21 protein-coding genes are annotated in these 24,712 nt (G+C 41.7%); 14 read left to right on the top strand and 7 right to left on the bottom strand.

What is annotated here, in order from left to right; genetic code table 11:
* Positions 1-9: 9 nt before the first annotated feature.
* Positions 10-1,434 carry a sigma-54 interaction domain-containing protein gene (locus tag ACSLBF_RS07020; protein ID WP_440055893.1) on the bottom strand — a complete coding sequence of 475 codons (1,425 nt, stop codon included), beginning with the start codon at positions 1,432-1,434 and terminating at the stop codon, positions 10-12.
* 225 nt (positions 1,435-1,659) lie between these two features.
* On the opposite strand from ACSLBF_RS07020, the gene rsmF reads away from it, so the two are divergent.
* A complete protein-coding gene (gene rsmF, locus ACSLBF_RS07015) occupies positions 1,660-3,102 on the top strand; it encodes a 16S rRNA (cytosine(1407)-C(5))-methyltransferase RsmF (protein ID WP_440056203.1) in 1,443 nt (480 codons plus the stop codon).
* Positions 3,103-3,410: 308 nt separating this feature from the next.
* On the opposite strand, the gene ACSLBF_RS07010 is transcribed toward rsmF, so the two are convergent.
* Positions 3,411-3,659: a YkgJ family cysteine cluster protein gene (locus tag ACSLBF_RS07010; protein ID WP_440055892.1), complete on the bottom strand. Its 249-nt coding sequence runs from the start codon at positions 3,657-3,659 to the stop codon at positions 3,411-3,413.
* Positions 3,660-3,913: 254 nt separating this feature from the next.
* Here ACSLBF_RS07010 and ACSLBF_RS07005 point away from each other — a divergent pair, with 254 nt between their 5' ends.
* On the top strand, positions 3,914-5,089 hold the full coding sequence (locus ACSLBF_RS07005; RefSeq protein WP_440055891.1) for an efflux RND transporter periplasmic adaptor subunit: 1,176 nt from the start codon (positions 3,914-3,916) through the stop codon (positions 5,087-5,089).
* A 5-nt stretch (positions 5,090-5,094) separates the two neighbouring features.
* Positions 5,095-8,250, top strand: a complete 3,156-nt coding sequence (locus ACSLBF_RS07000; RefSeq protein WP_440055890.1) for an efflux RND transporter permease subunit — start codon at positions 5,095-5,097, stop codon at positions 8,248-8,250.
* 459 nt (positions 8,251-8,709) lie between these two features.
* On the opposite strand, the gene sohB is transcribed toward ACSLBF_RS07000, so the two are convergent.
* Entirely contained in the window at positions 8,710-9,714 is a 1,005-nt protein-coding gene (sohB, locus tag ACSLBF_RS06995) for a protease SohB (RefSeq protein WP_440055889.1), read from the bottom strand.
* 269 nt (positions 9,715-9,983) lie between these two features.
* Here sohB and ACSLBF_RS06990 point away from each other — a divergent pair, with 269 nt between their 5' ends.
* A complete protein-coding gene (locus ACSLBF_RS06990; protein WP_440055888.1) occupies positions 9,984-10,382 on the top strand; it encodes a hypothetical protein in 399 nt (132 codons plus the stop codon).
* A 216-nt stretch (positions 10,383-10,598) separates the two neighbouring features.
* On the opposite strand, the gene ACSLBF_RS06985 is transcribed toward ACSLBF_RS06990, so the two are convergent.
* Positions 10,599-11,081: an NYN domain-containing protein gene (locus ACSLBF_RS06985; protein ID WP_440055887.1), complete on the bottom strand. Its 483-nt coding sequence runs from the start codon at positions 11,079-11,081 to the stop codon at positions 10,599-10,601.
* 215 nt (positions 11,082-11,296) lie between these two features.
* On the opposite strand from ACSLBF_RS06985, the gene ACSLBF_RS06980 reads away from it, so the two are divergent.
* From ACSLBF_RS06980 to ACSLBF_RS06970, 3 genes are all read left to right on the top strand, one after another.
* Entirely contained in the window at positions 11,297-11,506 is a 210-nt protein-coding gene (locus tag ACSLBF_RS06980) for a hypothetical protein (protein ID WP_440055886.1), read from the top strand.
* A 32-nt stretch (positions 11,507-11,538) separates the two neighbouring features.
* A complete protein-coding gene (locus tag ACSLBF_RS06975; RefSeq protein ID WP_440055885.1) occupies positions 11,539-12,135 on the top strand; it encodes a hypothetical protein in 597 nt (198 codons plus the stop codon).
* Positions 12,136-12,223: 88 nt separating this feature from the next.
* Complete coding sequence (locus tag ACSLBF_RS06970; protein WP_440055884.1) at positions 12,224-12,946, top strand: substrate-binding periplasmic protein; 723 nt, start codon at positions 12,224-12,226, stop codon at positions 12,944-12,946.
* A gap of 10 nt (positions 12,947-12,956) precedes the next feature.
* On the opposite strand, the gene ACSLBF_RS06965 is transcribed toward ACSLBF_RS06970, so the two are convergent.
* On the bottom strand, positions 12,957-13,391 hold the full coding sequence (locus ACSLBF_RS06965; RefSeq protein ID WP_440055883.1) for an ATP-binding protein: 435 nt from the start codon (positions 13,389-13,391) through the stop codon (positions 12,957-12,959).
* Between the two features lie 267 nt (positions 13,392-13,658).
* Here ACSLBF_RS06965 and asnS point away from each other — a divergent pair, with 267 nt between their 5' ends.
* Complete coding sequence (asnS, locus tag ACSLBF_RS06960; RefSeq protein WP_440055882.1) at positions 13,659-15,056, top strand: asparagine--tRNA ligase; 1,398 nt, start codon at positions 13,659-13,661, stop codon at positions 15,054-15,056.
* Between the two features lie 150 nt (positions 15,057-15,206).
* Here the strand turns inward: asnS and ACSLBF_RS06955 are convergent, their stop codons facing one another.
* Complete coding sequence (locus ACSLBF_RS06955; protein ID WP_440055881.1) at positions 15,207-15,821, bottom strand: FKBP-type peptidyl-prolyl cis-trans isomerase; 615 nt, start codon at positions 15,819-15,821, stop codon at positions 15,207-15,209.
* A 186-nt stretch (positions 15,822-16,007) separates the two neighbouring features.
* Positions 16,008-18,269 (bottom strand): acyl-CoA dehydrogenase, encoded by a 2,262-nt coding sequence (locus ACSLBF_RS06950; protein ID WP_440055880.1) that lies wholly within the window; start codon positions 18,267-18,269, stop codon positions 16,008-16,010.
* A 264-nt stretch (positions 18,270-18,533) separates the two neighbouring features.
* On the opposite strand from ACSLBF_RS06950, the gene ACSLBF_RS06945 reads away from it, so the two are divergent.
* The 6 genes from ACSLBF_RS06945 (at position 18,534) to ACSLBF_RS06920 (ending at position 24,712) form a co-directional block, all read left to right on the top strand.
* Positions 18,534-20,357: a M2 family metallopeptidase gene (locus ACSLBF_RS06945; RefSeq protein ID WP_440055879.1), complete on the top strand. Its 1,824-nt coding sequence runs from the start codon at positions 18,534-18,536 to the stop codon at positions 20,355-20,357.
* A 129-nt stretch (positions 20,358-20,486) separates the two neighbouring features.
* Positions 20,487-21,281, top strand: a complete 795-nt coding sequence (locus ACSLBF_RS06940; protein WP_440055878.1) for an alpha/beta fold hydrolase — start codon at positions 20,487-20,489, stop codon at positions 21,279-21,281.
* A 199-nt stretch (positions 21,282-21,480) separates the two neighbouring features.
* On the top strand, positions 21,481-22,287 hold the full coding sequence (locus tag ACSLBF_RS06935) for an ABC transporter permease subunit (RefSeq protein WP_440055877.1): 807 nt from the start codon (positions 21,481-21,483) through the stop codon (positions 22,285-22,287).
* On the top strand, positions 22,284-23,177 hold the full coding sequence (locus ACSLBF_RS06930; protein ID WP_440055876.1) for an ABC transporter ATP-binding protein: 894 nt from the start codon (positions 22,284-22,286) through the stop codon (positions 23,175-23,177). Before ACSLBF_RS06935 ends, ACSLBF_RS06930 begins: the two co-directional genes overlap by 4 nt.
* Positions 23,178-23,436: 259 nt before the next feature.
* Positions 23,437-23,742: a helix-turn-helix domain-containing protein gene (locus ACSLBF_RS06925; protein WP_440055875.1), complete on the top strand. Its 306-nt coding sequence runs from the start codon at positions 23,437-23,439 to the stop codon at positions 23,740-23,742.
* Between the two features lie 163 nt (positions 23,743-23,905).
* On the top strand, positions 23,906-24,712 hold the full coding sequence (locus ACSLBF_RS06920) for a hypothetical protein (RefSeq protein WP_440055874.1): 807 nt from the start codon (positions 23,906-23,908) through the stop codon (positions 24,710-24,712).

Raw genomic sequence — 24,712 nt, 5'->3', positions numbered from 1 at the left:
GCTATTTCGCTAATTCCGATAGATTTTTAGCTTTTTCATTTTTGAACGTAACGTACTCTCTGGCATGCCCAATAAGCTTGCAGCGCCCTTATTTCCGGAAACTCGCCAATTACACTGCTTTAATACTTTTAGGATATGGTGTTTTTGTGCTGTATCTAAGCTCAAGTCTTGATTGTCGGTTATAACATCCATTTCTTTTAAAGAATGATTTGCGTTTAACAACTTGCCTGAACAAAGTATTGCTTCACGCTCTAAGATATTTTGTAATTCACGAATATTGCCCGGCCAATGATAATTATTGAGTTTATTTAGAGCCGATTTAGACAAACCTCGAATTTGCTTTCCAAGCCTTTTGTTTAACTGAGCAAGTATGTTTTGACTCAGTAAAGGAATATCTTCTAATCGCTCTCTTAACGCTGGTACAATGATAGGAAATACGTTTAAGCGATAGAACAGATCCATTCTAAATGTTCCTTGCTCCACCATTTGCCAAAGATCTCTATTGGTTGCAGCGACCACCCTGATATTTACTCGTAGTGCTGTGCTACCACCTACACGCTCAAACTCCCTCTCTTGAAGTACCCGTAAAAGTTTACTTTGTGCGTCAAGAGGGAGCTCTCCTATTTCATCTAAAAATAACGTGCCTGTATCAGCTAATTCAAAGCGTCCTTTCCTTCTATTTATTGCCCCCGTAAAAGCCCCTTTTTCATGACCAAATAGCTCAGATTCAATAAGGGCAGGCGAAAAAGCAGCACAGTTAACTTTGATAAATGGACGTTCTTTTCGCTCACTTAAACGATGAATATTCCTTGCTACTAGCTCTTTACCGGTACCATTTTCCCCTAAGATAAGCACCGAGCTATCTGTTTGGCTGACAAGTTTCAGCTGTGCCAGCATGGTTTTAAAAACTTCACTTTGACCAACTAAACCAGAGTCTTGCCAGTCTTCATTGATTGACTCAAGCAAATAGGCATTTTCATCTTTTAACTGTTCGGTCAGACTCTGAACGCGATTAAGCGCGTCACGTAGCGCAGATTCAGTTCTGTGCTGTTGTGAAATATCGCGAAAAATCGCGATCGCTCCAATAATCACATCGTTTTTATAAATGGGAGTCGAGGTATACTCAACCGGAAACATACTCCCATCTTTGCGCCAAAATACCTCATTACTCACTTGTCGCGCTCGACCATCAAATAGCGTACGATATATTTTGCATTCATCTGCTGGATATTCACTACCGTCTGCGTGACTGTGGTGATGATATTGATGAATTTTTTTACCGAGCAGCTCTTTGGCTTCCCAGCCAGTCATTCTCTCTGCTGCTGGATTCACAAATACGGCATTACCGGACAAGTCAAAACCGTATATTCCCTCTCCAACCGAGTTCAGCAGCAGCTGTGGATCTTGCAAAAATGCTTTGATGACTTCAGACATAGATACACCTCGCGATATTTCGCGTAATTTATCACAATCTAACAAAATTAACTTGGCTATTTTTAGTTGCGCGTTAATTACCTCTACTTGATACGGCGGCAATGACCTCGCAACGGAGCGACTCAATTATGCAGATAAGTGAATACCTTGATAGCCTGGTATCATTTGTGTCGTCAGGCACAAAGCTTTAAACTTACTGAGTTTTTAAGCTTATTGAGTATTAACGTGGATAAATCGACGTACATCCCTGACACCTTTATTGATGATGTTAAAAGCTACCTTCCCGATCATCTTTCAATTAATGACTTTATCGCAAAGTGCCAGTCACCTTTACGACGGGCCGTACGCGTTAATACGCTAAAGATGTCAGTTTCCGGTTTTTTGGAGTATTGCCAACAACACAATTGGCACGCTACCCCTATCCCTTGGTGTGAAGAAGGCTTTTGGCTGACACGACCTGCTGAGGAAGAAAATAGCCTACCGCTTGGAAGTACTGATATTCATCTAAGTGGCTGTATTTACGTACAAGAGGCTAGTTCGATGTTACCTCCTGTTGCTTTAAAGGACGCTATATCAGAACAAGACATTGTGCTCGATATGGCCTCTGCACCTGGCTCGAAAACCTCACAAATAGCGGCGTTGATGGCGAACCAAGGCGTTTTAGTTGCAAACGAGCTGTCCTCATCCCGATTAAAAGCATTAGCAGCTAACCTTAAACGGTTGGGAATTAGAAATGTTGCCCTTTCTCACTTTGATGGCGCAATATTCGGTGATTACATGTTTGAACAGTTTGACTGCATCCTACTTGATGCACCCTGCTCTGGCGAAGGCACCGTCCGAAAGGATCCCAATGCTTTAAAGAACTGGTCTATTCAATCCAACCATGATATTGCCGATGTGCAAAAACAACTTATCACCAGCGCATTCCGGGCGCTAAAGCCTGGAGGAACAATGGTTTACTCCACTTGTACACTGACTCCAGTAGAGAACCAAGATGTATGTGAGCATCTGCTTACTGTTTTTGGTGATGCAGTAGAAACCATCAATCTAGCCAACCTGTTTGATAACGCAGACACAGCAACAACCCCTGAAGGTTACTTGCATGTGTGGCCTCAATATTATGACAGTGAAGGCTTTTTTATCGCTAAATTTAAGAAGCGCAGCAGCGTGCCAGCGAATGACCTAAAGGTTAAAAAGGGTTCATTCCCATTTTCAGCTTTAGACAAAAAGCAACAACAAGTTCTACACGCGCTACTAAAGAAGCAATTCGGTATATCTGAAAATTTACCCGGAAAGTTGATGCAAAGAGATAAAGAAGTTTGGTTGTTTCCCGAGAAAATGGAACAGGTTGAACTAGCAATTAAATATTCTCGGATGGGTATCTTAATTGGTACAACCTTTAATAAAGGTATTCGATTAGCTCATGAGTTTGCTACCACCTTGGGACAGTTAGCCAGTAAAAATTGCTATCCATTAAGTTCCTCACAAGCTCGCGATTATTTCATGGGTAAGGATATTCGATTGGACAAAACAAGCTCGGAATCTGGTGAAGTTATTTTAACACTCTGCGGCACTGGGGTAGGTTTGGGCAAGTGGCAAAAAAACAAAATTAAAAATTCACTACCGAGAGATCTGATCAAAGACGGGGTGTTGATAAGTTGGGTATAACTTGGACATATCCTATATACAACTTATAGACTATTTAATTATATACATATTACACCATTGATTTTAAACAAATAAAATAAAATTTCATTTGTTTGTAAAAAATATGAATATTTAACTACACTTAAATTTACTTTCTACTTCTCCCTACAGTTTTAGAAGGTGTTTAAATTAGCGCACGGCTCACACGAGCCTTTCCCTAAGCCCAGAGCATGGCAGGTATGGTCTGGGCGTTTTTTTGCCCGTAAAAATGAGTTTTATTGCGGTTACAGAGATGACGTGAAAGCGTATTTTGTAAATAGCGGAGATAATTAAGTCAGAAACTCCAGCTCTGTAATGATCTGCATAGCCTGCTCGTTTGTTTCCCCGCAAACATCATCCATCGGTTTGAATGACAAACATACTTTTGGTCGCTCAGGTTTACCAAATAGCTTACAAAGGTTTTCATCATTCAATTGAATACACCTCACTCCAGCGGGTTTTCCTTCAGGCATACCTGGAATAGGTGTCGTAATACTAGGGGCGATACAACACGCACCACAACCGAGTCGGCAGTCCAAGCTTACCTCCAAAATCAAACAACAACAAAAATTAGGCTCATATTTTACCTTATTCTTCTGCCCTGTGACCAATAACAATCCCGAAAGCCACAATTAAATCAGGCATTGCTACAACCTTTTTAGCAATGGTTTCGTCTTACCTTAACAAAGTAATGCTTTGTTACATAATTGGACTTGAATTACACACCTCGACATAACTATTGGCGTATGCTTAAAAGTGTAAATAACCCTCTTAAGATAAGAAGGAATATAACGTGGCTAGTAAAAAACAAATTATCTTACCTTTGGCTGTTCTCACTGTCGGTATTACCGCTGCTGTTGCACTTACAGCAATGAAAGAACCCCCAGAAGAAAAAGTAGAAGAAATCATACATCCTTTGGTAAAAGTCGATCCGATTGAATTATCCCCAATCCGACTTAACGTTTCTTCGTATGGCATTGTGCAACCAAAATACAGTACCGATTTAGTTGCTCAAGTTAGCGGTCAAATCATCGAGCTCTCAGCTCAATTCGTTAAAGGAGGTTTCGTAAAGGAAGGCGAAATCTTGGCTCGTATCGATCCTAACGATTACGAAGCAGCATTAATAGAAGCAGAAGCAAGCCTTGCTCAGGCCAGCTCTGCGTTAGAAATTGAACAAGCACAAGCGCAGGTAGCGAAGGTTGAATGGCAGAGAATTAAAGACGATAGCTCTGAGAAAATTCCTTCAGAACTCTATTTACGTAAACCGCAACTTGCAGAGAAACTTGCGCGTTACCGAGCGGCACAAGCCGCTGTGAAAAGAGCAAAACGTAATCTTGAACGTACCTACATAAAAGCTCCTTACGACGCGATTGTTAAAAACCGAGAGATCAGCCTTGGCAGTGTAGTTAATCCAGGCAACAGCTTTGGCCAGTTGAGTGCTGTTTCTGTCGCTGAAATCCGCCTTCCCGTAGCAGATAAAGAATTGCAGTACCTACCGAATTACGGAAAACATGTTCCCGTTACCTTGAGTGCAGAGGTTGCTGGCCAACAGGTTAGCTGGAAGGGTGAGATAGTTCGCAGCGAAGGCGTTATTGACCAACAAAGCCGTATGACCTATTTGGTTGCGCAAATAGAGCAACCCTATGGTGATACCAATAAACCGCTCCGCTTTGGTGCCTATGCTAACGCCGAAATTCAGGGTAGATTAGTTGAAAATGCAGCGATGATCCCACAACACCTCGTGAAAAATCAGAAAGTTGCAACCTTAGATCGTGACAATAAATTGGTCTATCAACAGTTAAATGTTATCCGTGAATATAACGGCTTTGTTATCGCGGATCAGGGCATAAACAGTGGCCAACAGCTAATCACTTCAGCCCTGGAATATCCCACTGAAGGCATGCAACTGCGTACTGATGATGCTCAGTTAAAAACTGACTCGACTCAATTAGCATTGAAAGAGGAGTAATTATCATGTCGCAACGTGAAACAGGCCTCATCGCTTGGTTTGCACGCAACCCTGTTGCCGCAAACCTGTTAATGCTATTTATTATTATTGGCGGCATTCTGACTGCTTTTTCTATCCGAAAGCAGATGTTTCCTCAATTCGAAAACAATTGGATCAGTGTTCAGGCCGTCTATCCTGGTGCGGCACCTCAAGAAGTGGAAGAAGGGATAACCATTAAAATTGAGGAGTCCATGGAAGGCTTGGAGGGTATCAAACGCCTTATCACCTATTCGAACCGTGGCTTCTCTCAGTCTTGGATCCAAGTGGATGAACAATACGATACGAAGGAAGTATTAGACGAAATCAAAATGCAAGTAGATTCCATCTCTACTTTTCCTTCCGGTATGGAGCGCCCTATTGTTAGGCACAATAAGTTCCAACAAGAAGTAATGTGGATTTCGCTTAATGGCGACTTGTCACAGCATGATTTGAAAGACCTTGGTAACCAAGTTCATGAAGAAATGCTCTCTCTACCGGGCGTTAATATTGTTAACTTTAACAGCGGATTAAATTATGAGATAGGGATTGAAGTTAGTCCGGACAAGTTAAGAGAGTATGGACTGAGCTTTAGAGATATCGCCAACGCTGTGCGAAACTTTTCAGCCAACATGTCAGCTGGACAAATTCGTTCAGAAAATGGTTATATTTCAATGCGTGTTGAAAATCAGGCATACCGTGGCCAAGAGTTTAGAGACTTGCCGTTAATCACCTTACCCGATGGAGCACAAATTAAGCTGGGTGATGTCGCTACCATCAAAGATGAATTTGAAGAAGGTATGCAATACTCTAAATACAACGGCAAGAACTCTTTAGTATTAGAAGTTCGCGCATCTAAAGATCAAGACATTACCAACGTTGCCAATACTGTTAAAAAGTATATCGAGACTAGATCTAAAACCTTACCACAAGGCGTGGAACTTGAGACGTTTATTGATTTAACGTTTTATCTTGATGGCCGTCTTAGCATGATGATTGAAAACATGGTTTGGGGTGGTCTGCTTGTGATGCTGATGCTCGCGATGTTCTTGCGAGTTCGCTTGGCCTTTTGGGTAATGATGGGTCTGCCTGTGTCTTTCTTAGGTGCGTTTCTTTTCATGCCAATGGGCTTCTTAGATGTCACCATTAACTTAGCTTCACTGTTTGCATTTATACTCGTGCTAGGGATTGTGGTAGACGATGCCATTATCGTTGGTGAGTCAGCACATGCTGAAATTGAGAAACATGGCCATTCCCTTGATAATGTTGTTCGCGGGGTTAAGCGCGTCGCAATACCGGCAACTTTCGGTGTACTAACCACAGTCGCAGCGTTTTTACCTCAGACATTAGCAACCGGTCCGGCTGCCGCTTATTCAAAGGCAATCGGTGGTGTCATCATTTTGTGTTTACTATTCTCGCTTGTTGAATCTAAGCTCATTCTACCCGCACATATCGCGGCAATGAAGAACAAGCCAAGTAATCCGAATAACCCATTTCACCGTCTGCGTGAACTGATTGACAATAGTTTAAAAAGCTTCGTAGAAAACAAGTATCGTGGTTTCGTTGCTAAATGTATTCACTACAGATACACCGTAATCGTCGGCTTTTTAACTGTCCTAATCGTCAGTGCTGGCATGTTTGCAGGTGGTTTTATTAAGTTTGTGGCCAACCCAAAAATCCCACATGACTTCCCGCAAATCAGAATCGAAATGAATCTGTCGTCTTCTGAAAATGCAACTTTGGAAACTCTAAAGAAAGTTGAACAGGTGATGTTAGACGTAGAAAAACAGATTGAAGCACAGTACGGTACAAAAATGCTTAAAGACTACATGGTCAGCATGAACGGTCGAACTAATGCACAGATCATGGCTATTTTAGTTGCACCCGATGAGCGCCCAATTGGCACCTTTGAATTGAGTGCGTTGTGGCGAGAAAATATGCCGCCATTACCTGGGGTTAAGTCACTAAACATCCAAGACAGCATCAACAACGGTGGTGGTCGAGATGATGGCGACATTAGTTTTAGACTGGAAGGTAAAAACAAAGATGAATTGAAAGAAGTTGCGACATTACTGAGAGAAAAACTGGCAACTATTTCTGGTGTTGGCGATATTAACGACTCATTGCAAAGTGCAACAGACGAAGTTCAACTAGAACTAAAACCTTTAGCCCATACATTCGGTCTTACTCTTGCTGATGTAGCATCACAAGTTAACTTCAGTTACTACGGATTAGAGGCACAACGCATTCTTAGAGAGGGTGAAGAGATCAAGGTAATGATCCGCTATCCAAAAGAGCAACGAAATTCTATCAGCGATATCCAAGACGTTCGTATTATGACGCCGCAAGGCGCCGAAGTACCGCTAATGGAAGTTGCAGAGATTAAGATTGTTGACGGCGTCAACCGGATCCGTCGAGAAAACTCTAAGCGCACAATTAATGTTTGGGCATCAGTAGACACAAATGCCGCTGAACCATTCAAAATTGCCAAAGAAATTCGTGATGAATATTTACCTAGCTTGTTGAAAAACTACCCTGGTGTACAAAGCTCGGTTGCAGGTCGTGTTCAAGAAGAAATGGATAGCGTGGTAGAACAAATCAGAGACTTAATACTGTCGCTAATTATCATATTTGCGCTACTGGCAGTTCCTCTTCGCTCCTACTCACAACCTATCCTTATCATGTCGGTTATTCCATTTGGTGTCGTTGGCGCGGTACTTGGTCATGCTGTTTTAGGAATGACAATGAGTAGCCTCTCTTTCTTTGGGATCATTGCCGTTGCAGGTGTTGTAGTTAACGACTCTCTGGTAATGGTTGATTTTGTAAACAAAGCAAGAGAACAAGGAATTGCAATTAAAGATGCGGTTGTGGAAGCTGGCTGTAAACGCTTTAGAGCTATTCTGCTAACCTCACTGACAACATTTGTTGGACTGATCCCAATCATTACCGAAACCAGCTTACAAGCACAGTTAGTTATCCCAATGGCTGTCTCTCTGGCCTTCGGTGTGCTATTTGCTACGGTAATCACGTTGGTACTTATCCCATGTCAATACGTGGCACTGGAAGATTTTAAACGTATCGGACGTAAGTGGTTTAAAAAGGATATTCAAACTAAGGAACAGACGTCCGGTCACCAAACCGTTTAAAGACAATATTACTAGCCAATACACAAAAGCTCGGGAATTCCCGAGCTTTTTTTTAATCATACTCGCAATGAATTGATTGCCAACGGTTAGGGTTAGAAGTGTGAATAGCAAGGGATACTGACGGGTTAAGTACCAAGCAATTTTTACGTGCTCACCCTATTGATAAAATTTGTTCGAGCTTTATCTAACAGTCAGTTATGAGCTATGACATCAACCGATAGACGTAAGCGCGGTAGGTCGGCATAAACGAAGCGCCATCCGACATTTTCACCGTTATCATGCAACGGGTGCCATGTCCTACCATTTGATTAGCTTTATCGGAACATTCGAAAATGGCATTTAAGCGACCAGATTTGATCTAGCTATGTTAATCGAGTCTGACAAATCAGGTTAAGACTTATTTTTTATATCTCAGAGACTTGCCACGATTTCCTTTTCACTTATAAGCATTATCAAACATCAATACTTATCTTTCGATAGTTTCGACAATGCTTTTACTGATATGGCTTCTAATGTTGAGGCAATCGCCAACCCAAGTTTTTGTGAAAGGTTTTGTTTTGACTTGAATTTCACGGTATACAGTTGATACGTTTCATTCACTTTAATAATCACATCATCACTGGTTGCAACGGCATCAACCAAACCTAATTCTAATGCTTGGGTGCCAAACCAATGTTCGCCAGTTGCGACAGCAGTTAGGTCTAAGTTAGGTCTATTCTCTGCAACAAAGTCTTTGAATAAACTATGAGTTTGCTCTATCTCTTGCTTGAACTTTTCTCTTCCTTTATCGGTATTTTCCCCAAAAAGAGTGAGCGTTCTTTTATATTCACCAGCTGTAATTTGTTCAAAATCCACATCATTTTTTTTCAACAAACGATTAAAGTTAGGAATCTGAGCGATTACGCCTATCGAACCAATAATCGCAAAAGGCGCGGCAACTATTTTTTCGGCAACACAAGCCATCATATAACCGCCACTAGCAGCAACCTTATCCACACACACCGTTAATGGAATGTTGGCTTGCTTAAATCTGGCTAATTGTGATGCACATAAGCCGTAGCCATGTACAACTCCCCCGCCGCTTTCAACCGTTACTATAACTTGGTCGTGCTGAGGATCAGCAATAGTCAAAACGGCATTAACTTCCTCGCGAAGAGAAGATACTTCGTGGGCATCAATACTACCGTGGAAATGGATTACAAATGCGTTTGGCTTGGGTTCTTTAGCTGACTTACTACTGTCCGCTTTTTTGAGCTTTTTTAGTGCCTTTTTATCCAGCGTTTGTTCTTGAAAGCTTAGTTTTGCTTCATCCAGCTGCTCAGATAGGTCTTCAATCTCCACTTCACCCTTTCTTGATTTCGGCTTTTGAGCAATACCAAGAACCAAGGCTAGACCCAGCGCAATTAAGATTAACAAGGTGAATGCTTTTGCAACAAATAACCCGTATTCGAATAAGAAGGCCAACACTTTCTCCTATAATAAAAAATAACTAATTAGGCTGTGAAGTGTAACCTACAAAGCCAGATGATATCCATAAGATTGCTCAGTGCAACTGCGGTGTTGTGATCGTGAAAAACTGATCTTTCAGCCGAACAGTTGTTTAAAAAAGCGCGTACTTTCAGTTACCCGCCAGAATTAACTTATAAAAGCTAAGGTAGCAAAGTTAGCATTGACAAATAAACAATTTGTTGACATTTTAGATACGGATTAATAAAACCAAAAAGGAAATTTAGATGAAAACTTATGTAGTTTTAGCAGCTCTCGGCTTTACAGCAAGCAGCTTTTCAAGTCAGGCGGCGACTGTAGAATGCTTGATTAGCGGAACACCAACTCCTCAAAGCTGGTCAGCACCATTTTGTTCCAGCCGAACATCTAGTTCAGTCGCATCGGTGGTATTTCGCTTAAATGCTAATAAACCTATTGCACATATTACTTGGAACTATAACCATAGCGGCAGTGGACGTTGGAGCTGTACTGGTGCTCAGTGCCGCTTTGCCAGCTACTCCAATACTCCTAGTGGTAACGCTGAAGCTTGTGCAACACGGGTTTTATATTCTGATGGCACTTGGGAAAATCTAAACTCTTGTGCTTATGGATCATATTATTATGGTTCAGGACCAGTAATAAAGTAGTTCTAAATACTTGCTAAAGATCAGTGCGAATTGCTTAGCAGCTCGCACTAAAATGAGCGCATACACCTTTGTTCATAAGATTTTAAATATTTGTTTTAATAGAACACTTTTTAATCTCTCGACCATATACTCAACGTGCTTCTATTCAAAGAGATAAAAAACCACCATTACTAGTATGATTTCTGGGCAATATTTGAAGTTAGAATATGAGCTTAGTTACCTTTTTTGCTGTAGTAAATTTTGCTCTATCGGGAAAAAGCGTGACGCGCTTTGTAACAATGAGTTAGCAGTTAGCTTCTCAACACTAAATACCCAAGTTTCTACGCCATATTTAGCTGCGACTCTTTGCAGTAGCAAGTCGAAATCACCATCCCCAGAAAGTAAGCACACCACGTCTACTTGCTCAGCCAATTCCATCACATCGAGTGTTATACCAACGTCCCAGTCTCCTTTAGCAGAACCGTCAGAACGCTGAATATAAGGTTTTAACTTAACATTAAAGCCAATGTGCTTTAATGCCGACTGAAATTTATGTTGTTGGTCGTCAACTGGAGCAATAGCATAAGCATTCGCGATAGTAATATCGCCCATGGCGGATATCTGTTGCCATAACTGACGATAATTAAGTTGGCAAGCAAATGCTTGCCGCGTGGTGTAATAGATATTTTGTACATCAACAAAGATGGCTATCTTTTTCATGCTGTTACCCTGCTTGGTTTTTTAGCATGGTACAGGGATGAATGAAAATGCCAACAGCATTAATACATTAATCCAGTGTATTTATTAACTTCTGCCAATGTTCAACTTGCGATTGATTAGACGATCAGTTCTTCAATGCGTCTCAAGCCTCATTATCTACACGATATGGCTATGCGGAAAAAGCCGCTGAACTATCTCCTAATGCTCCACTTACGATGATTGCACTATCGCGAGTTCAGCTCATCAGCCATCAGTATCGTGATGCTGAGCACACCTTGAGAATAGCCGAAAAATCAGCCGAAAAATGGTCACTGCCCAAAGCATATTTAGCAGATGTCTTTTTACATCAAGGCAATACAGCCATGGCCTACTCGTTAGCTAGAGATGCAAAAAAGAACGTGATCCATCCAATCCTCGAGTACTAGCCATTTATCTAAAATGTTTGCGACAGATGAGTATGTATTCATGGTTAGATATAGAGCTTGAAAACTTACCGGAAACCCTCAAAACCAACCCAATCATTGCTTTCGAACGCATTAAGCTTGCGCAGCAGCGACTAGATCACACACGTGCAATTTCGTTAATAAATAGCATGGATCTTGCCATGTCAGACTCGCACTCGGTGAAATTTTTTGCAGCCTTATCCTATCTCGCTTTAGGAGAAAGAACACAAGCCGACAAGCTGTTTTCAGAAGCAGCCACAGCAGAGGGACAATTTCAACTTTCAGCTCAAGTATACACAGCATTATTAAACAACCAGAATTCAACGTTAGTTGAGCTAAAACAAGTCATTAAGCGCCAAAAAGAAGACAATATTTGGCCAGAATTAGCCTTTTTGCAGGGTTTGATTGAGCTCCACTTGGCTAACCACACACGCGCCTTTAAAACACTAGCGGAAGCAATAAAGCTTGGCTTCTCTGATAGTTTTCGATTTAGCAACTTACCAATATCAGTAAACAGCGACGTACAACAACGTATTGAGCAGCTACAAACGAACCTCAATCAACAGAACCAGAGTAAACGGTTAAAACGAACGCCCAAATTCAATCACTAAACAATTAAGCGAGTTGTTTTGGCCTACCCAGGCTAAAACAACCTATAATAATGACAGCAGTTCCATAAAGGCTTTGATATAAAATACGATGAACTACAAGCACTTTTTAGTTTCAATATGCTTGGCACTGACGTTTTGTTCAAAGCCTGCCGCCAATACCACAGCACTCACGCCATTTACCTTATCGACGACGAATGATCCTCGCACTCCATTATATGTGCAAGCCAAAAACGTGCTATCAGAAGCGTTTGAAGAGTTAGGTTATGACTTGTTTATTATCACATTACCCAATAAACGAAGTTTGAGTTGGGCTAATTCCGGCAGAGTAGATGGCGAACTATTCCGAGTTGACTCATTGGACTTAACACAGCTACCTAATTTAGTACAAGTACCTGAACCAATTGCGATTATTGACCAAAGTGTTATTGGTAACTCAGACATCAAAGTAAATGGCTGGAAGAGCATGAAAAACCTTACCATCGCTTATGAACGTGGTACCGCATTTTTAGACAAAAACCAGTCTCGTTTCAAAGGAATAATACTAGTCGATGACTTTGAACAGGCCATTGAGTTAATACTAGCTGGACGTGCGGACATAACCGTAACCAGTAAAGCGACGGCCGAGCGCTTGTTGAAGTTAACAACTAACCAATCGACAACTATCCGTGTCCATACACCTCCATTAGTAGAAATCAGGTTGCATACTTATTTAAACAAAGATCGTCATCCCAATCTCGCTGCTCGGCTTGCTGAAACGCTAAAGCAAATGAAAGCAGATGGTCGTTACCAGCAGTTAACCCAGATACATTGACGGGTATGGCTCACCATTCAAATAAGTGCGCCATTTTCGAAATCGTCTTTAACCCTACGCCATGACTATTACGTTTCGCGTATAGGTGCTGCAAAGATTTATCTTTAATCTCACCAACCACGACCTCTTTAACTTGGTAGCCTAGAGCATGAGCTGCAGTAGCGTAAGCCACAAACTCCCATTTTTTCACATTTGTATTATCTACAATTACTAGCGGAAAACCTTCAGCTAACGCGTTGATAAACCGTGCTAAATTTAAATTGTGATATTCCGACAAACGTTGCTTATCAAAGTAATACTCTCCCAACTCATTGGTGAAATAGTCGTCGGTCGAGCAAATAAAGTATTGTGTTTCATCACCAGCTACCAAATCATCTGCCAATGTTTGCGCATAATGTGACTTCCCAGAGCCTGGTAACCCTCGCAAAATAAAAACTTGTTTCATTAATTCAATCTAGCCATTTGTTTGATGATGCGACATAAGAAATTCAATAAGCGACAATAGTGACATAAATTCAAAAAATGTTCATGTTATTTACCCAGTTAATCCATACCGTTGTCAACGCTTCTTGTGATGTGGCTTTACAGTTAACAGATTTTTCCATTTCGGTGTTTTTTTATTTGCTCATCGCAGGTAATATACGGCTTACATGACTTTAAAGACTCTTAGTCTTATTAAAAACACAAATTAATCATTCATTTTGGAGTAAAGATGAGCCACACAGCGATAACGGAGCTACTAGCAGGCACCGTCGCGGAAGACAGCCAGGTTACTGTAAAGGGCTGGATCCGTACACGACGTGATTCAAAAGCAGGTATTTCATTTCTAGCCGTTCATGACGGTTCTTGTTTTGACCCTATTCAAGCTGTAGTCCCTAATTCGCTAAATAATTATGAAGAAGTGACTCGTTTAACTGCTGGCTGTTCAGTTGCAGTAACTGGGGTGTTAGTCAAGTCTCAAGGTCAAGGTCAATCATTTGAGATCCAAGCAAATAGCGTTGAAGTATTAGGTTGGGTTGAAAATCCAGACACCTATCCAATGGCAGCAAAACGTCATAGCATTGAGTATCTTCGTGAACACGCACACCTTCGCCCACGCACAAACGTGATTGGCGCTGTGACTCGAGTACGTAACTGCCTGTCGCAAGCTATTCATCGTTTTTTCCACGAGCAGGGATATGTTTGGATAAGCACACCTATTATCACTGCCAGTGACTGTGAAGGCGCAGGTGAAATGTTCCGGGTTTCTACATTAGACATGAACAACCTGCCTCGCACCGATAAGGGCGATGTTGACTACTCAGAAGATTTCTTTGGTAAAGAAGCGTTCTTGACGGTTTCTGGACAGTTGAACGGTGAAACATACGCCAGTGCATTGTCAAAAATTTATACGTTTGGCCCGACGTTCCGCGCTGAAAACTCAAACACCTCGCGTCACCTTGCTGAATTCTGGATGGTTGAACCTGAGGTTGCATTCGCAGATCTAAACGATATCGCTGCACTCGCTGAAAGCATGTTGAAATACGTCTTCAAAGCAGTATTAGATGAGCGTCGTGACGATATGGAGTTCTTCGCTCAACGTATTGAAAAAGATGCTATTACCCGTTTAGAGACTTTTATCGAAAAAGACTTTGCACAGGTTGATTATACGGACGCAATTGAAATCCTGAAATCATGTGGCAAACAGTTTGAGTTCCCTGTTGAGTGGGGCGTTGACCTGCAATCAGAGCACGAGCGCTACCTTGCTGAAGTACATTTCAATGCGCCGGTCGTTATCAAAAACTACCCGCGTGATATTAAAGCCTTCTACATGCGCCAAAATGAAGATGGTAAAACCGTTGCTGCAATGGATGTTGTTGCGCCAGGTATCGGCGAAATCATTGGTGGTTCTCAACGTGAAGAGCGTTTAGATGTGCTAGACAAACGTCTTGAAGAAATGGGACTAAACAAAGAAGACTACAGCTGGTATCGCGATCTTCGTCGTTACGGCACGGTTCCGCACTCAGGTTTTGGTCTTGGCTTTGAACGTTTAGTGGCATATGTAACGGGCATGGGTAACGTCCGTGACGTAATTGCCTTCCCACGTACGAAAGGTAGCGCGACTTACTAATAAGGTAAGCTGACAAGAGATAAAAAAACCCAAGCCAGAAGCTTGGGTTTTTTTATTGCTTACGACAACTAAAGCAAACGTAAGCCTATAACACCAATTCACATTAATATCTGATCAACTAATTAAGAAAATTGGTATAAAACGTGTCTATTAAAGAACGTCTAATAGCTCAACATCAAATACTAGCGTTGAGAAAGGTGCAATCGCAGCACCTGCGCCACGCTCACCATAAGCAAGCTCATGAGGTACATATAGACGCCATTTTGAACCAGCAGCCATTAGTTGTAGTGCTTCAGTCCAACCTTTAATTACACCGTTTACAGGGAATTCAGCTGGCTGACCACGATCGTATGAGCTATCGAATACTGTGCCATTAATAAGCGTGCCATGGTAATGTACGCGTACTTTTGAATCTGCTGCTGGTTTTGAACCTTCACCAGTTTCAATTACTTCATACTGTAGGCCTGATTCAGTCACTGTAACTTCAGCGCGTTTAGCGTTTTCTTCAAGGAAAGCAACACCCTCTGCAGCTAGTACTTTCGCTTCTTCTTCACGGCGCTTTTGGATCTCTGCATTGATTTGCTCAAATGCAGCTTGGATCTCAGGGATCTCAACGCGGAAGTTTTCACCAGCGTAAGCGTCTTTCATACCTTCAAATACTGAATTAAGGTTTAAACCTTCAAATGGGTTCGCTTTTAGCTGTTCGCCCATTTGTAGGCCAATACCGTAACTCGCTTTCTCTGCGTCTGTGTTGAATTGAGACATAGTCTTTCCATATTTTCGTTTGTTAAAATGAGGCCTAGAGTCTATCACAATCCAGCTATGCAAGATACCGATGCTACGGAGCAATTACATAGCTGCTTGACGACTTTTATCCTTTTTGATTGATAATTCCCCAGCCTTTTACCTTCGAAAATACCAGCCACTCAAACCCTGATTGATTACTTTAGACTACTTGGCATCGACTTGAATTGCACGCGTAGATAGCTCATCAACTTTACGAATGATCCCAGCCTCTTCGCTATTGATGAGGCTATCTACTTCCGCTAATTTCAGTCTCTCATCCAAGGATTTATCATAGAGTCTTGAACTGTTATCTTTGCTCCACTTTCTATACCTATTTAATAACGACTCGTGTTCTCGTTGCAGTAAAAAAGCCTGCTCTAGTGTTTCAATAGCAGAACCAGGCACCACTGAACACAAGTGCGAAATGCGTTCACGGGCAATTTTATTATCCAAAACTGTTTTACAAACCGCTTGAGCCAATTCATCGCTTGGCGCTTTTATCCAACAGCCAAAAGGAAATGCAATACGCTTGAGCATAAATGCCATTGGAGCAGAAACAAAGTTGTCGCAAAATGAGTACAGCGCCAAACATGCCTGATAGATAGCGTGCTCAACACCATACCTTAGAAGCGGTAACTCTCCACACTGACGACCATCGTCTTCGTATTTCTTTAACGTACACGAAGCCAGATACAAATGACTTAGCACATCACCTAACTTTGCTGATAACATTTCTCGGCGCTTTAAGCTCCCGCCGAGCTTTAACATGGCAAAATCGCTGTAAGTTGCTAATGCTTGGCTTAACCAAGTGAGTTGCCGGTAGTACTGCTCGACCTCCCCCGATACCGGTGCACGTTCAAATCGTGCGCACGTAAGGCCGTTGAAAAAGGCTTTTAATCCGTTGACGCTTGAATGCTGGATATGTTTACACAACACTTCATCGAACTCTTTAAGTGCAACCTGCTGATCTTCTTGTTGCACTATGGCCATTTCTTTCAAAATAAATGGGTGGCATCGTGTTGCTCCTTGTCCAAAGATCATTAGGCTTCGCGTTAAAATATTTGCGCCTTCTACCGTGATTGAAATTGGCATCCCCATATAATTTCGGGCTAAGTAATTGCTTTCCCCCATTTGAATTGCTTTACCGCCGTGAATATCAAAAGCATCATTTAATGCAACGCGTGCATGCTCTGTCAGGTGATATTTTGCAATCGCAGTAATAACTGAGGGACTTTGCTTCATGTCTATCGCTAGTGCAGTTTGCTGTCTTGTTGCTTCGATGAGATAGCTAAAGCCAAATACTCGCGCGAGTGAACTTTGTATCCCTTCAAAAGCCGCAATGGGCACTGAGAACTGACGGCGTACTTGTGCATACGCAGAGGCTGTTCGGCTACTCAAGTGTGCTGTTCCGGCACTCAGCGCGGGTAACGAAATCCCTCTGCCAGCACTTAAGCATGAAACCAGCATGCGCCATCCTTTTCCTATGCCTGACTTTCCACCAATTATCCAATCCAAAGGGATAAACACATCTTTGCCCTGTGTCGTCCCATTCATAAATGACAACCCTAGTGGATCATGACGTGGGCCAACTTCAACGCCATCTCTGGTCGTAGGGATCAGTGCACAAGTGATCCCAAGCTCAATAGAATGACCCAATTTATGCTCGGGATCGTAAACTTTAAACGCCAAGCCAAGCACATCTGCGATCGGTGCTAACGTGATGTAACGCTTTTCCCAAGTCACCGCCAGTCCCAGTTGCTTTTTCCCCTCAAACTCTCGTTCACAAACGATAGCATAATCTTGAATGCTTCCAGCGTCTGATCCTGCCACTGTCGATGTTAACGCGAAGCAAGGGATCACCTGACCTGTCGCCAGTTTTGGTAACCAATGCTGCTGTTGCTCCGCGGTGCCGTAGTGCAATAACAGTTCAGCTGGGCCTAAACTATTTGGTACCATTACAGTGACGGCGGTGGACAAACTCTTACTGGCAATTTTGGCGACAATGGTGGAGTTTGCCTGTGCGCTAAACTCCTTGCCACCATACGACTTAGGAATAATAAACGCGAAAAAGCCCTCTGACTTTAAAAAATCCCATACTTTTTTAGGCAAGTCTTTCTTTTTCGCGATTGATTCTTCATCTAACATTGCAAGCAATTGAGTAACTTTAGTGTCAATAAACGCTTGTTCTTCACCAGAAAGCTTAGGTTTGTCATTCGCCAACCATTTACCCCAGTTAGGCCGTCCTGAAAACAAAGCACCATCCCACCATACGTCGCCCGCTTCCATCGCTTCACGCTCGGTATCAGAAAGCTCGGGTAAAGAAGTTTTAAAATAACGAAATAGCGGGTTAGTTATGAGCTTAAGGCGGATATCTCGCACTCCAAAAACCACCACAATGGCAACAATCACTAGCAATAAGACAGTCATATTTACTCCTTTTAGTTTTTTGAGCACTCAGCTTCTCTAGCCGAACTTCTCAATGCATAGCAAGCAACGATTTGCTTTTAAGTATGGATAAAAAACACTCAACCTCAATATTTAAGTAACCAAAATATAACCATTTTATTTGACCATTTATTCAGCGGGGAAAGTTTGTCGCTATCTGTACATCCTGTTATTATCCAACACTGAACGAGACTGGGTACAAACTCAGCTTTATGAACGATTACAACTACAACAAGTGAACCGAGTATGAAACCACTATTTAAGTTAAGCGTTGGCGCCCTAATTGTCGCTGGTACTTTTGCACTAGGTGCGTGCAAAACCACACAAGAGCCTGCCCCCGCTACATTAACAGAAACCGATGCCATTGCATTTTTAGACAAAGCTGAACAACAGCTCGTAGATTTAGGCAAACGTTCAAGCCGTGCAGCTTGGATATATGCCAATTTCATCACCCACGATACCTCTTCGCTGTCTGCTGATGTAAACCAAGAGTTTACAGAAACTTTAGTTGAATTAGCTAACCAAGCGGCCAAGTTTGATAAACTAACCTTAAGCTACGATACGCGCAGAAAACTAGATAAATTAAAGCAAAACCTGACACTTCCAGCGCCACAAGACGCTAAAAAAACTGAAGCCCTCTCTAAACTGACTGCTGAATTAGATGGTATGTACGGTAAAGGCAAATACTGTAAACAAGATGGGACCTGTTTAAGTCTTGGCGAAATGAGCGCTAAAATGGCGTCAAGTCGCAATTACGAAGAGCTATTAGACATGTGGCAAGGCTGGCGCCAAATCGCCAAACCTATGCGTCCTCTGTACGAAAAGCAAGTTACCCTAACTAATGAAGGTGCAACAGAGCTTGGTTACGCTGATACAGGCGCAATGTGGCGTAGTAAATACGATATGCCAGCTGATGACTTTGCTAAAGAACTTGACCGTATCTGGGGCCAAGTAAAACCGCTTTATGATTCTTTACATTGTCATGTACGTGCCAAATTAGGCGAAAAATACGGTGAAGACAAAGTACCACAAGACAAGCCGATCCCTGCTCACCTTTTAGGTAACATGTGGGCGCAATCTTGGGGTAATATCTACGACCTAGTCGCGCCAGAAAACGCAGATCCGGGTTATGACGTCACTGAGCTACTTGCAAAACACAATTACGATGAAATCAAAATGGTGAAAGGTGCTGAAAAGTTCTTTACATCCATGGGCTTTGCACCACTTCCTGAGACGTTTTGGGAGCGTTCGCTATTTACTAAACCAGCTGATCGTGACGTGCAGTGTCATGCTTCTGCTTGGAACCTAGACGGTAAAGATGATTTGCGCATCAAGATGTGTATCCAGCGCACAGGTGAAGAATTCTCAGTGATCCATCATGAGCTTGGTCACAATTTCTATCAACGCGCTTACAATCAGCAGCCAGTGTATTATCAAGAAAGTGCTAATGACGGCTTCCATGAAGCAATTGGTGATACCATCGCACTCTCTGTAACTCCGGGTTATCTAAAACAAATCGGTTTGTTGGACACGGTACCTGATGAGTCAAAAGACATTGGTCTATTAATGAAGATGGCAATGGACAAAATCGCGTTTATTCCATTTGGTTTACTTGTTGACCAGTGGCGTTGGAAAGTATTTTCTGGCGAGATAAGCCCAGCTGAATACAACCAAGCTTGGTGGGAATTACGTGAGAAGTATCAAGGTGTTGCTGCACCTATCGCCCGTTCTGAGTCAGACTTTGATCCAGGCGCAAAATACCATGTTCCAGGTAATGTTCCTTACACTCGTTACTTCTTAGCACACATTTTACAGTTCCAATTCCACAAGTCATTGTGTGAAATTGCAGGTAACAAAGAGGCAATTCACCGCTGCTCGGTATACAACTCTAAAGAAGCTGGTGAACGTCTAAACGCGATGCTTGAAATGGGGAGTAGTAGACCTTGGCAAGAAGCGTTACAAGAACTAACAGGTAAAAATGAAATGGATGCAACAGCAGTACTGGACTACTTTGCACCACTGAAAAAATACCTAGACGAACAAAACAAAGACCGTAACTGCGGCTGGTAATTTGTTCGTCACTTGGAGGGAGTAAGTCAACTCCCTCTGTCTTTTTTAATCACCACTTTTAATTTTTACGCATCATATTTACATATCCTGCTATGGGCATTGGAGGCCACTTTGTTAGTTCGCGTTTTCATGTTACTGATTTTTTTATTGCCCTATGTTGCTCTAGGTCAACCAAAGCAAGCTCATGTCAATGATACTTCTTTAGAATATATCGACGTTGGCACAGGCAAATACACATTTGTTTTGGAATCAGGAGTTGGAATGGGAGCCAACTACTGGGATAGCTTGATCCCCGTGATATCTCAAATGAAAGCTAGAGTCATTATTTATTCTAGAGCAGGAAATGGTAACTCAAGCAACGCTTCTGACATCTCTTTAGAAAGTTCACTCATTCGCCTAAACGCCCTACTTGAGTCCCTCAATGTCACTGAGAATTTAATTTTAGTTGGACATTCGTTTGGCGCCTTTCACAGTCGAAGCTTCGCTAACCGCTATGCCGACAAAGTGGCAGGCATAGTATTATTAGACCCCAGCCATGAACAATTCCAACAGCAACTCGAAGCATTAAATAAACAAAAAGCAGTCAGTGATAATAAAACACTGAACGAAATGCTAAAAAACCAACCGGAATGGGCAATTCTCCAACAAATTTATAAAGGGGAGGCGTTTTCTCCATCAAACGTCACTCGTACCTTTCCTACCGTGTTAGTCACATCTTCTAAAGTGGCGGAATCCAATTGGTGGATTGGCCATACTAAAGCCGGAAAAAATCTTTGGAGAGCGTTACATCAACAACTTATTTCTAACAACCCAAATTCCATTCATATCGTAACTGACAGCGTTGGACATAACATACCAATTGATGACCCACAGTTGGTTTTACAAGCACTTAGGCTGGTCTTAATATTGATAAATAATGAGTAAACTTAGCCGTTTAGTACGGTGAGACTTTTTCACCCTAGCGCTATAAATGAAGTCGATACACGCAGTTACAATTCCTGAACTTCCTTTTTTAGCGCCTTTAAAGTAGGCTGAAAAACAACAGGGACATATCCATATCATGCAGCTATAACTCACCTAAATAGTGTTTTATTAGCTCGCGATGAATTAAAAGAGAAGTACCATGAACATAAGAAGAATTAATTTACTAGCCGTGTTTGAACTACAACGGCTGTTTGCAACCCGAAGAGGGATCATTTCATTAGTGACCTTTGTGTTGGTTTGGTATGCCATACTCCGCTATGCCGTCGCTGAAGCCGTTGTGTTTGCTTCTGATCCCAATTTTAAAGGCTTTATTGACTCATTTTTGGGGTCGGTAGGCGCTTATGGAATTACCCAGTGGAAAGAAATCGAATTAGCTGTTTATTTGATGTTTTCCATCTTCTTTTTTCCATTGTTTGTGGTGCTTTCTAGCGCGGATCAAACGGTAGAAGATAGAACCAGAGGCACGCTGCGCTTTTTGTCACTTCGAGCGACAAGAGATGAAATTGTGCTCGGTCGTTTTCTGGGGCAAACCCTCAACACATTGCTTCTAATTACATTATCTGCTCTTGGTACTTGGCTATTAATGATAATTAGAGAGCCATCTTTAGCGATACCGGGAGTTGTCAAAGCAATCGCTCTAAGCCTTGAATTAACGCTTATTGTCATGCCTTTTATCGCGTATATGTCGCTTGTTAATAACTTTTCAAACTCAAGTAAAATGAGCATGGTTAACGCGATACTCATTTACCTACTATTTAGCGGTGTCACGGTGTCTATTGCAGACCATGTTCCAGTGGTTATCGAACTACTTCATGTAATGCCAGGATTCCAAATTGATGAGACCGTCCGTTTGAGCAACAATTCTGCCCGATTCGTTATTCCACTTTTACAGACCATTGGCTTTCTGTTGATCAGCACATTATTACTTAGAAGGCGCGCACTATGAGCAGTATTATCAAGGTAAACAACATAGTAAAACGCTATGGCAGTAAAACGGCATTAAACCATGTATCGTTTGAGTTATTCGCGGGCGATCCCATCGCCTTAGTTGGCCCCAATGGCGCAGGTAAAACGACTCTGTTTAGTACATTGTGCGGTTACCTTTTGCCCGATGAAGGTGAAATATCCATTCTCGGGCACAAACCAAACCACCCCGCACTATTTAATAAGCTGGCAGCCCTTCCACAAGATGCACAGCTTGATCCGCGCTTTAGTGTGAGCAAACAACTTGGTTTGTATGGCCAGCTACAGGGGCTATCAAAAAAAGTCGCCCAAAGCGAAGTAAAAAGAGTGCTCGAATTAGTTAATCTATCAGATTGTTATAACGTAAAACCCCATGAATTATCACATGGTATGAGAAAACGGATTTGTATTGCACAAACCCTACTCGCCCAACCGAGTATTATATTGCTTGATGAAGCTACTGCAGGCTTAGATCCGGTTAACGCTAGAGAAATTAGAAACCTAGTGCGCTCGTTAAAAAATGATATTACCTTTATCTTGAGCTCGCACGACTTAGCCGAACTAGACGATTTATGTGATCAAGTCCTTCATCTGGAGCTTGGTGAGTTAAAATCAGTAAACCGTATAGCAGCTTCTGAACTGGCAACTTTGACGCTCAAACTACGTAATCCAGCAACAGAAAATCATGTCAGTGTTTTACAAAATGTATTAGGTGTGAAAGACGTAGTGGTTAACCCCAGTGGTGCTTTGTTGATTCAATATCAAACCAATGCACCTGTTGATTTAGATGTGCTGCAAGCATGTCGAGAACAACACTGGGAATATAAATCTCTGATTAATGGTAAAACATTAGAAGACGAGTTATTTGGATAACCAATCGTTCAAACCAAAGCAGCCGTGAAAATTCACTCCCCTGTTTTTACACGGCTCTCTTAATCGAAATATATCGTTAATTATCAGGCTCAATAGGTGTTTATTGTTGATTTCTTCCTCTAGGCAATTTCTATAACTGTATTATCAATATATATAACTCATTGTTTTATATACTTTGTCGTGTTCTTGTCTGGTAGATGCCGTCGTAACAATAGTTATTTTACGTCACCATATTTATCAGTCAGCGCAAGGAGATTGCATGATTGTTCGAACACTAAGAAAACAAAAAGGGTGGACACAAGACCAGCTAGCTAGTTTTAGTGGTTTAAATGTGCGTACCATTCAGCGAATTGAGCACACAGACAACGCAAGCATAGAGTCTTTAAAGTCCCTCGCTGCTGTCTTTGAAATCTCGACAGATGACCTTCAGCAGGAGTTAAATATGGATAACACAAGCCAGACAGCACACACGACAAACAAAAACGATCAGCATCTAACCGAAAATGAGGATATCAAAATAAGGGATAACGCTATCTGGTTAAATACCAGTAAAAAAGCTGGATAAATACGGGAAGATTAACATTTCTCATACCTTTAATGCGGCTTTTTCTTGACCTAAAACTCGCCAGTATTAATACATATTTTTTACAGATTGATAATGCAAAATACTGAAGTACGTACTAGCCTAACACAGTAAAGGATTAAGGCCCGTTCATAAGGTACCAACTATGAAAATAGCATTTCACCTAGGTCTGACTTTTCTAGCTTTGGCCGTGACTGGATGCGGTTCAGATACAGAACCTAAAATTGAGGGAATATCAAGTTATCTAGAGAAGCTTGGTTATAGCTTTTACAACCCTCCTCGTATTGACCGTGGTCCCGCGTCAGTTTTTAGATTTAAAAAAGCGCATTCTGGCAGTGTTGTAATTTCACCGGTATGTAACAGCTTGTTCCCTGATATTACCATTGAAAGCACCGCAATTTCTATTCCAGCTGAGTCCAGTCGTGAGTCAGTATCTTTCGACATAGGTTTAGAGCTTTTGAGAGGATTATTCAAAAGTCAGCCTAATTTAGGCTTTAATAATAATCAAAATATGGATATAGAAGTAAAGTTTGAAGGAGCGAAGGCCATTTCCATATCAGAAGAGAGCCTATTTAATCTGGATGGAAAAGCAAAAACTATTACGCCTTCTTGTTATTCAGCTCTAAAGAAAATTTCTGAGCGTGGCTCAATTAAAGACGTGTTCATTGTTCAGGAGTCTATTTCAATAGACAAGATGACTTACTCGTTAGACCAACTATTCGGTGCGTCTCTAGAAGCTGCTGCCAAGTTTAAAGGGGCCGTAGATGCAAATGCAGGCATTCAGTATCAAATCAATAAAGATAATAATTTAATTGTTGAATCTCCTAGGTATATCGCTTTTAAAGCATTCGCTATTGATAGCTATGTTGAGACTGGTTTGACAACTTACGGAAGCGTAGTGCTGCAGGCCAGTCCAATCAACGTTACGGAGCAGTTAAAAATAAGGAATTAA

It is taken from the genome of Pseudoalteromonas sp. T1lg65, from assembly GCF_051930985.1.
Taxonomy (GTDB): Bacteria; Pseudomonadota; Gammaproteobacteria; order Enterobacterales; family Alteromonadaceae; genus Pseudoalteromonas.
The sequence above is the reverse complement of the archived record's forward strand: the minus strand, read 5'-3'. Positions and strand labels throughout refer to the sequence as shown.

Bases quoted from the DNA above. Each gene is read 5' to 3' on its own strand.
- ACSLBF_RS07020 (WP_440055893.1), bottom strand. From the start codon at position 1,434: ATGTCTGAAGTCATCAAAGCATTTTTGCAAGATCCACAGCTGCTGCTG.
- ACSLBF_RS07000 (WP_440055890.1), top strand. From the start codon at position 5,095: ATGTCGCAACGTGAAACAGGCCTCATCGCTTGGTTTGCACGCAACCCT.
- ACSLBF_RS06990 (WP_440055888.1), top strand. From the start codon at position 9,984: ATGAAAACTTATGTAGTTTTAGCAGCTCTCGGCTTTACAGCAAGCAGC.
- ACSLBF_RS06985 (WP_440055887.1), bottom strand. From the start codon at position 11,081: ATGAAAAAGATAGCCATCTTTGTTGATGTACAAAATATCTATTACACC.
- ACSLBF_RS06980 (WP_440055886.1), top strand. From the start codon at position 11,297: ATGATTGCACTATCGCGAGTTCAGCTCATCAGCCATCAGTATCGTGAT.
- ACSLBF_RS06975 (WP_440055885.1), top strand. From the start codon at position 11,539: ATGTATTCATGGTTAGATATAGAGCTTGAAAACTTACCGGAAACCCTC.
- ACSLBF_RS06970 (WP_440055884.1), top strand. From the start codon at position 12,224: ATGAACTACAAGCACTTTTTAGTTTCAATATGCTTGGCACTGACGTTT.
- ACSLBF_RS06965 (WP_440055883.1), bottom strand. From the start codon at position 13,391: ATGAAACAAGTTTTTATTTTGCGAGGGTTACCAGGCTCTGGGAAGTCA.
- asnS (WP_440055882.1), top strand. From the start codon at position 13,659: ATGAGCCACACAGCGATAACGGAGCTACTAGCAGGCACCGTCGCGGAA.
- ACSLBF_RS06955 (WP_440055881.1), bottom strand. From the start codon at position 15,821: ATGTCTCAATTCAACACAGACGCAGAGAAAGCGAGTTACGGTATTGGC.
- ACSLBF_RS06950 (WP_440055880.1), bottom strand. From the start codon at position 18,269: ATGACTGTCTTATTGCTAGTGATTGTTGCCATTGTGGTGGTTTTTGGA.
- ACSLBF_RS06945 (WP_440055879.1), top strand. From the start codon at position 18,534: ATGAAACCACTATTTAAGTTAAGCGTTGGCGCCCTAATTGTCGCTGGT.
- ACSLBF_RS06940 (WP_440055878.1), top strand. From the start codon at position 20,487: ATGTTACTGATTTTTTTATTGCCCTATGTTGCTCTAGGTCAACCAAAG.
- ACSLBF_RS06935 (WP_440055877.1), top strand. From the start codon at position 21,481: ATGAACATAAGAAGAATTAATTTACTAGCCGTGTTTGAACTACAACGG.
- ACSLBF_RS06930 (WP_440055876.1), top strand. From the start codon at position 22,284: ATGAGCAGTATTATCAAGGTAAACAACATAGTAAAACGCTATGGCAGT.
- ACSLBF_RS06925 (WP_440055875.1), top strand. From the start codon at position 23,437: ATGATTGTTCGAACACTAAGAAAACAAAAAGGGTGGACACAAGACCAG.
- ACSLBF_RS06920 (WP_440055874.1), top strand. From the start codon at position 23,906: ATGAAAATAGCATTTCACCTAGGTCTGACTTTTCTAGCTTTGGCCGTG.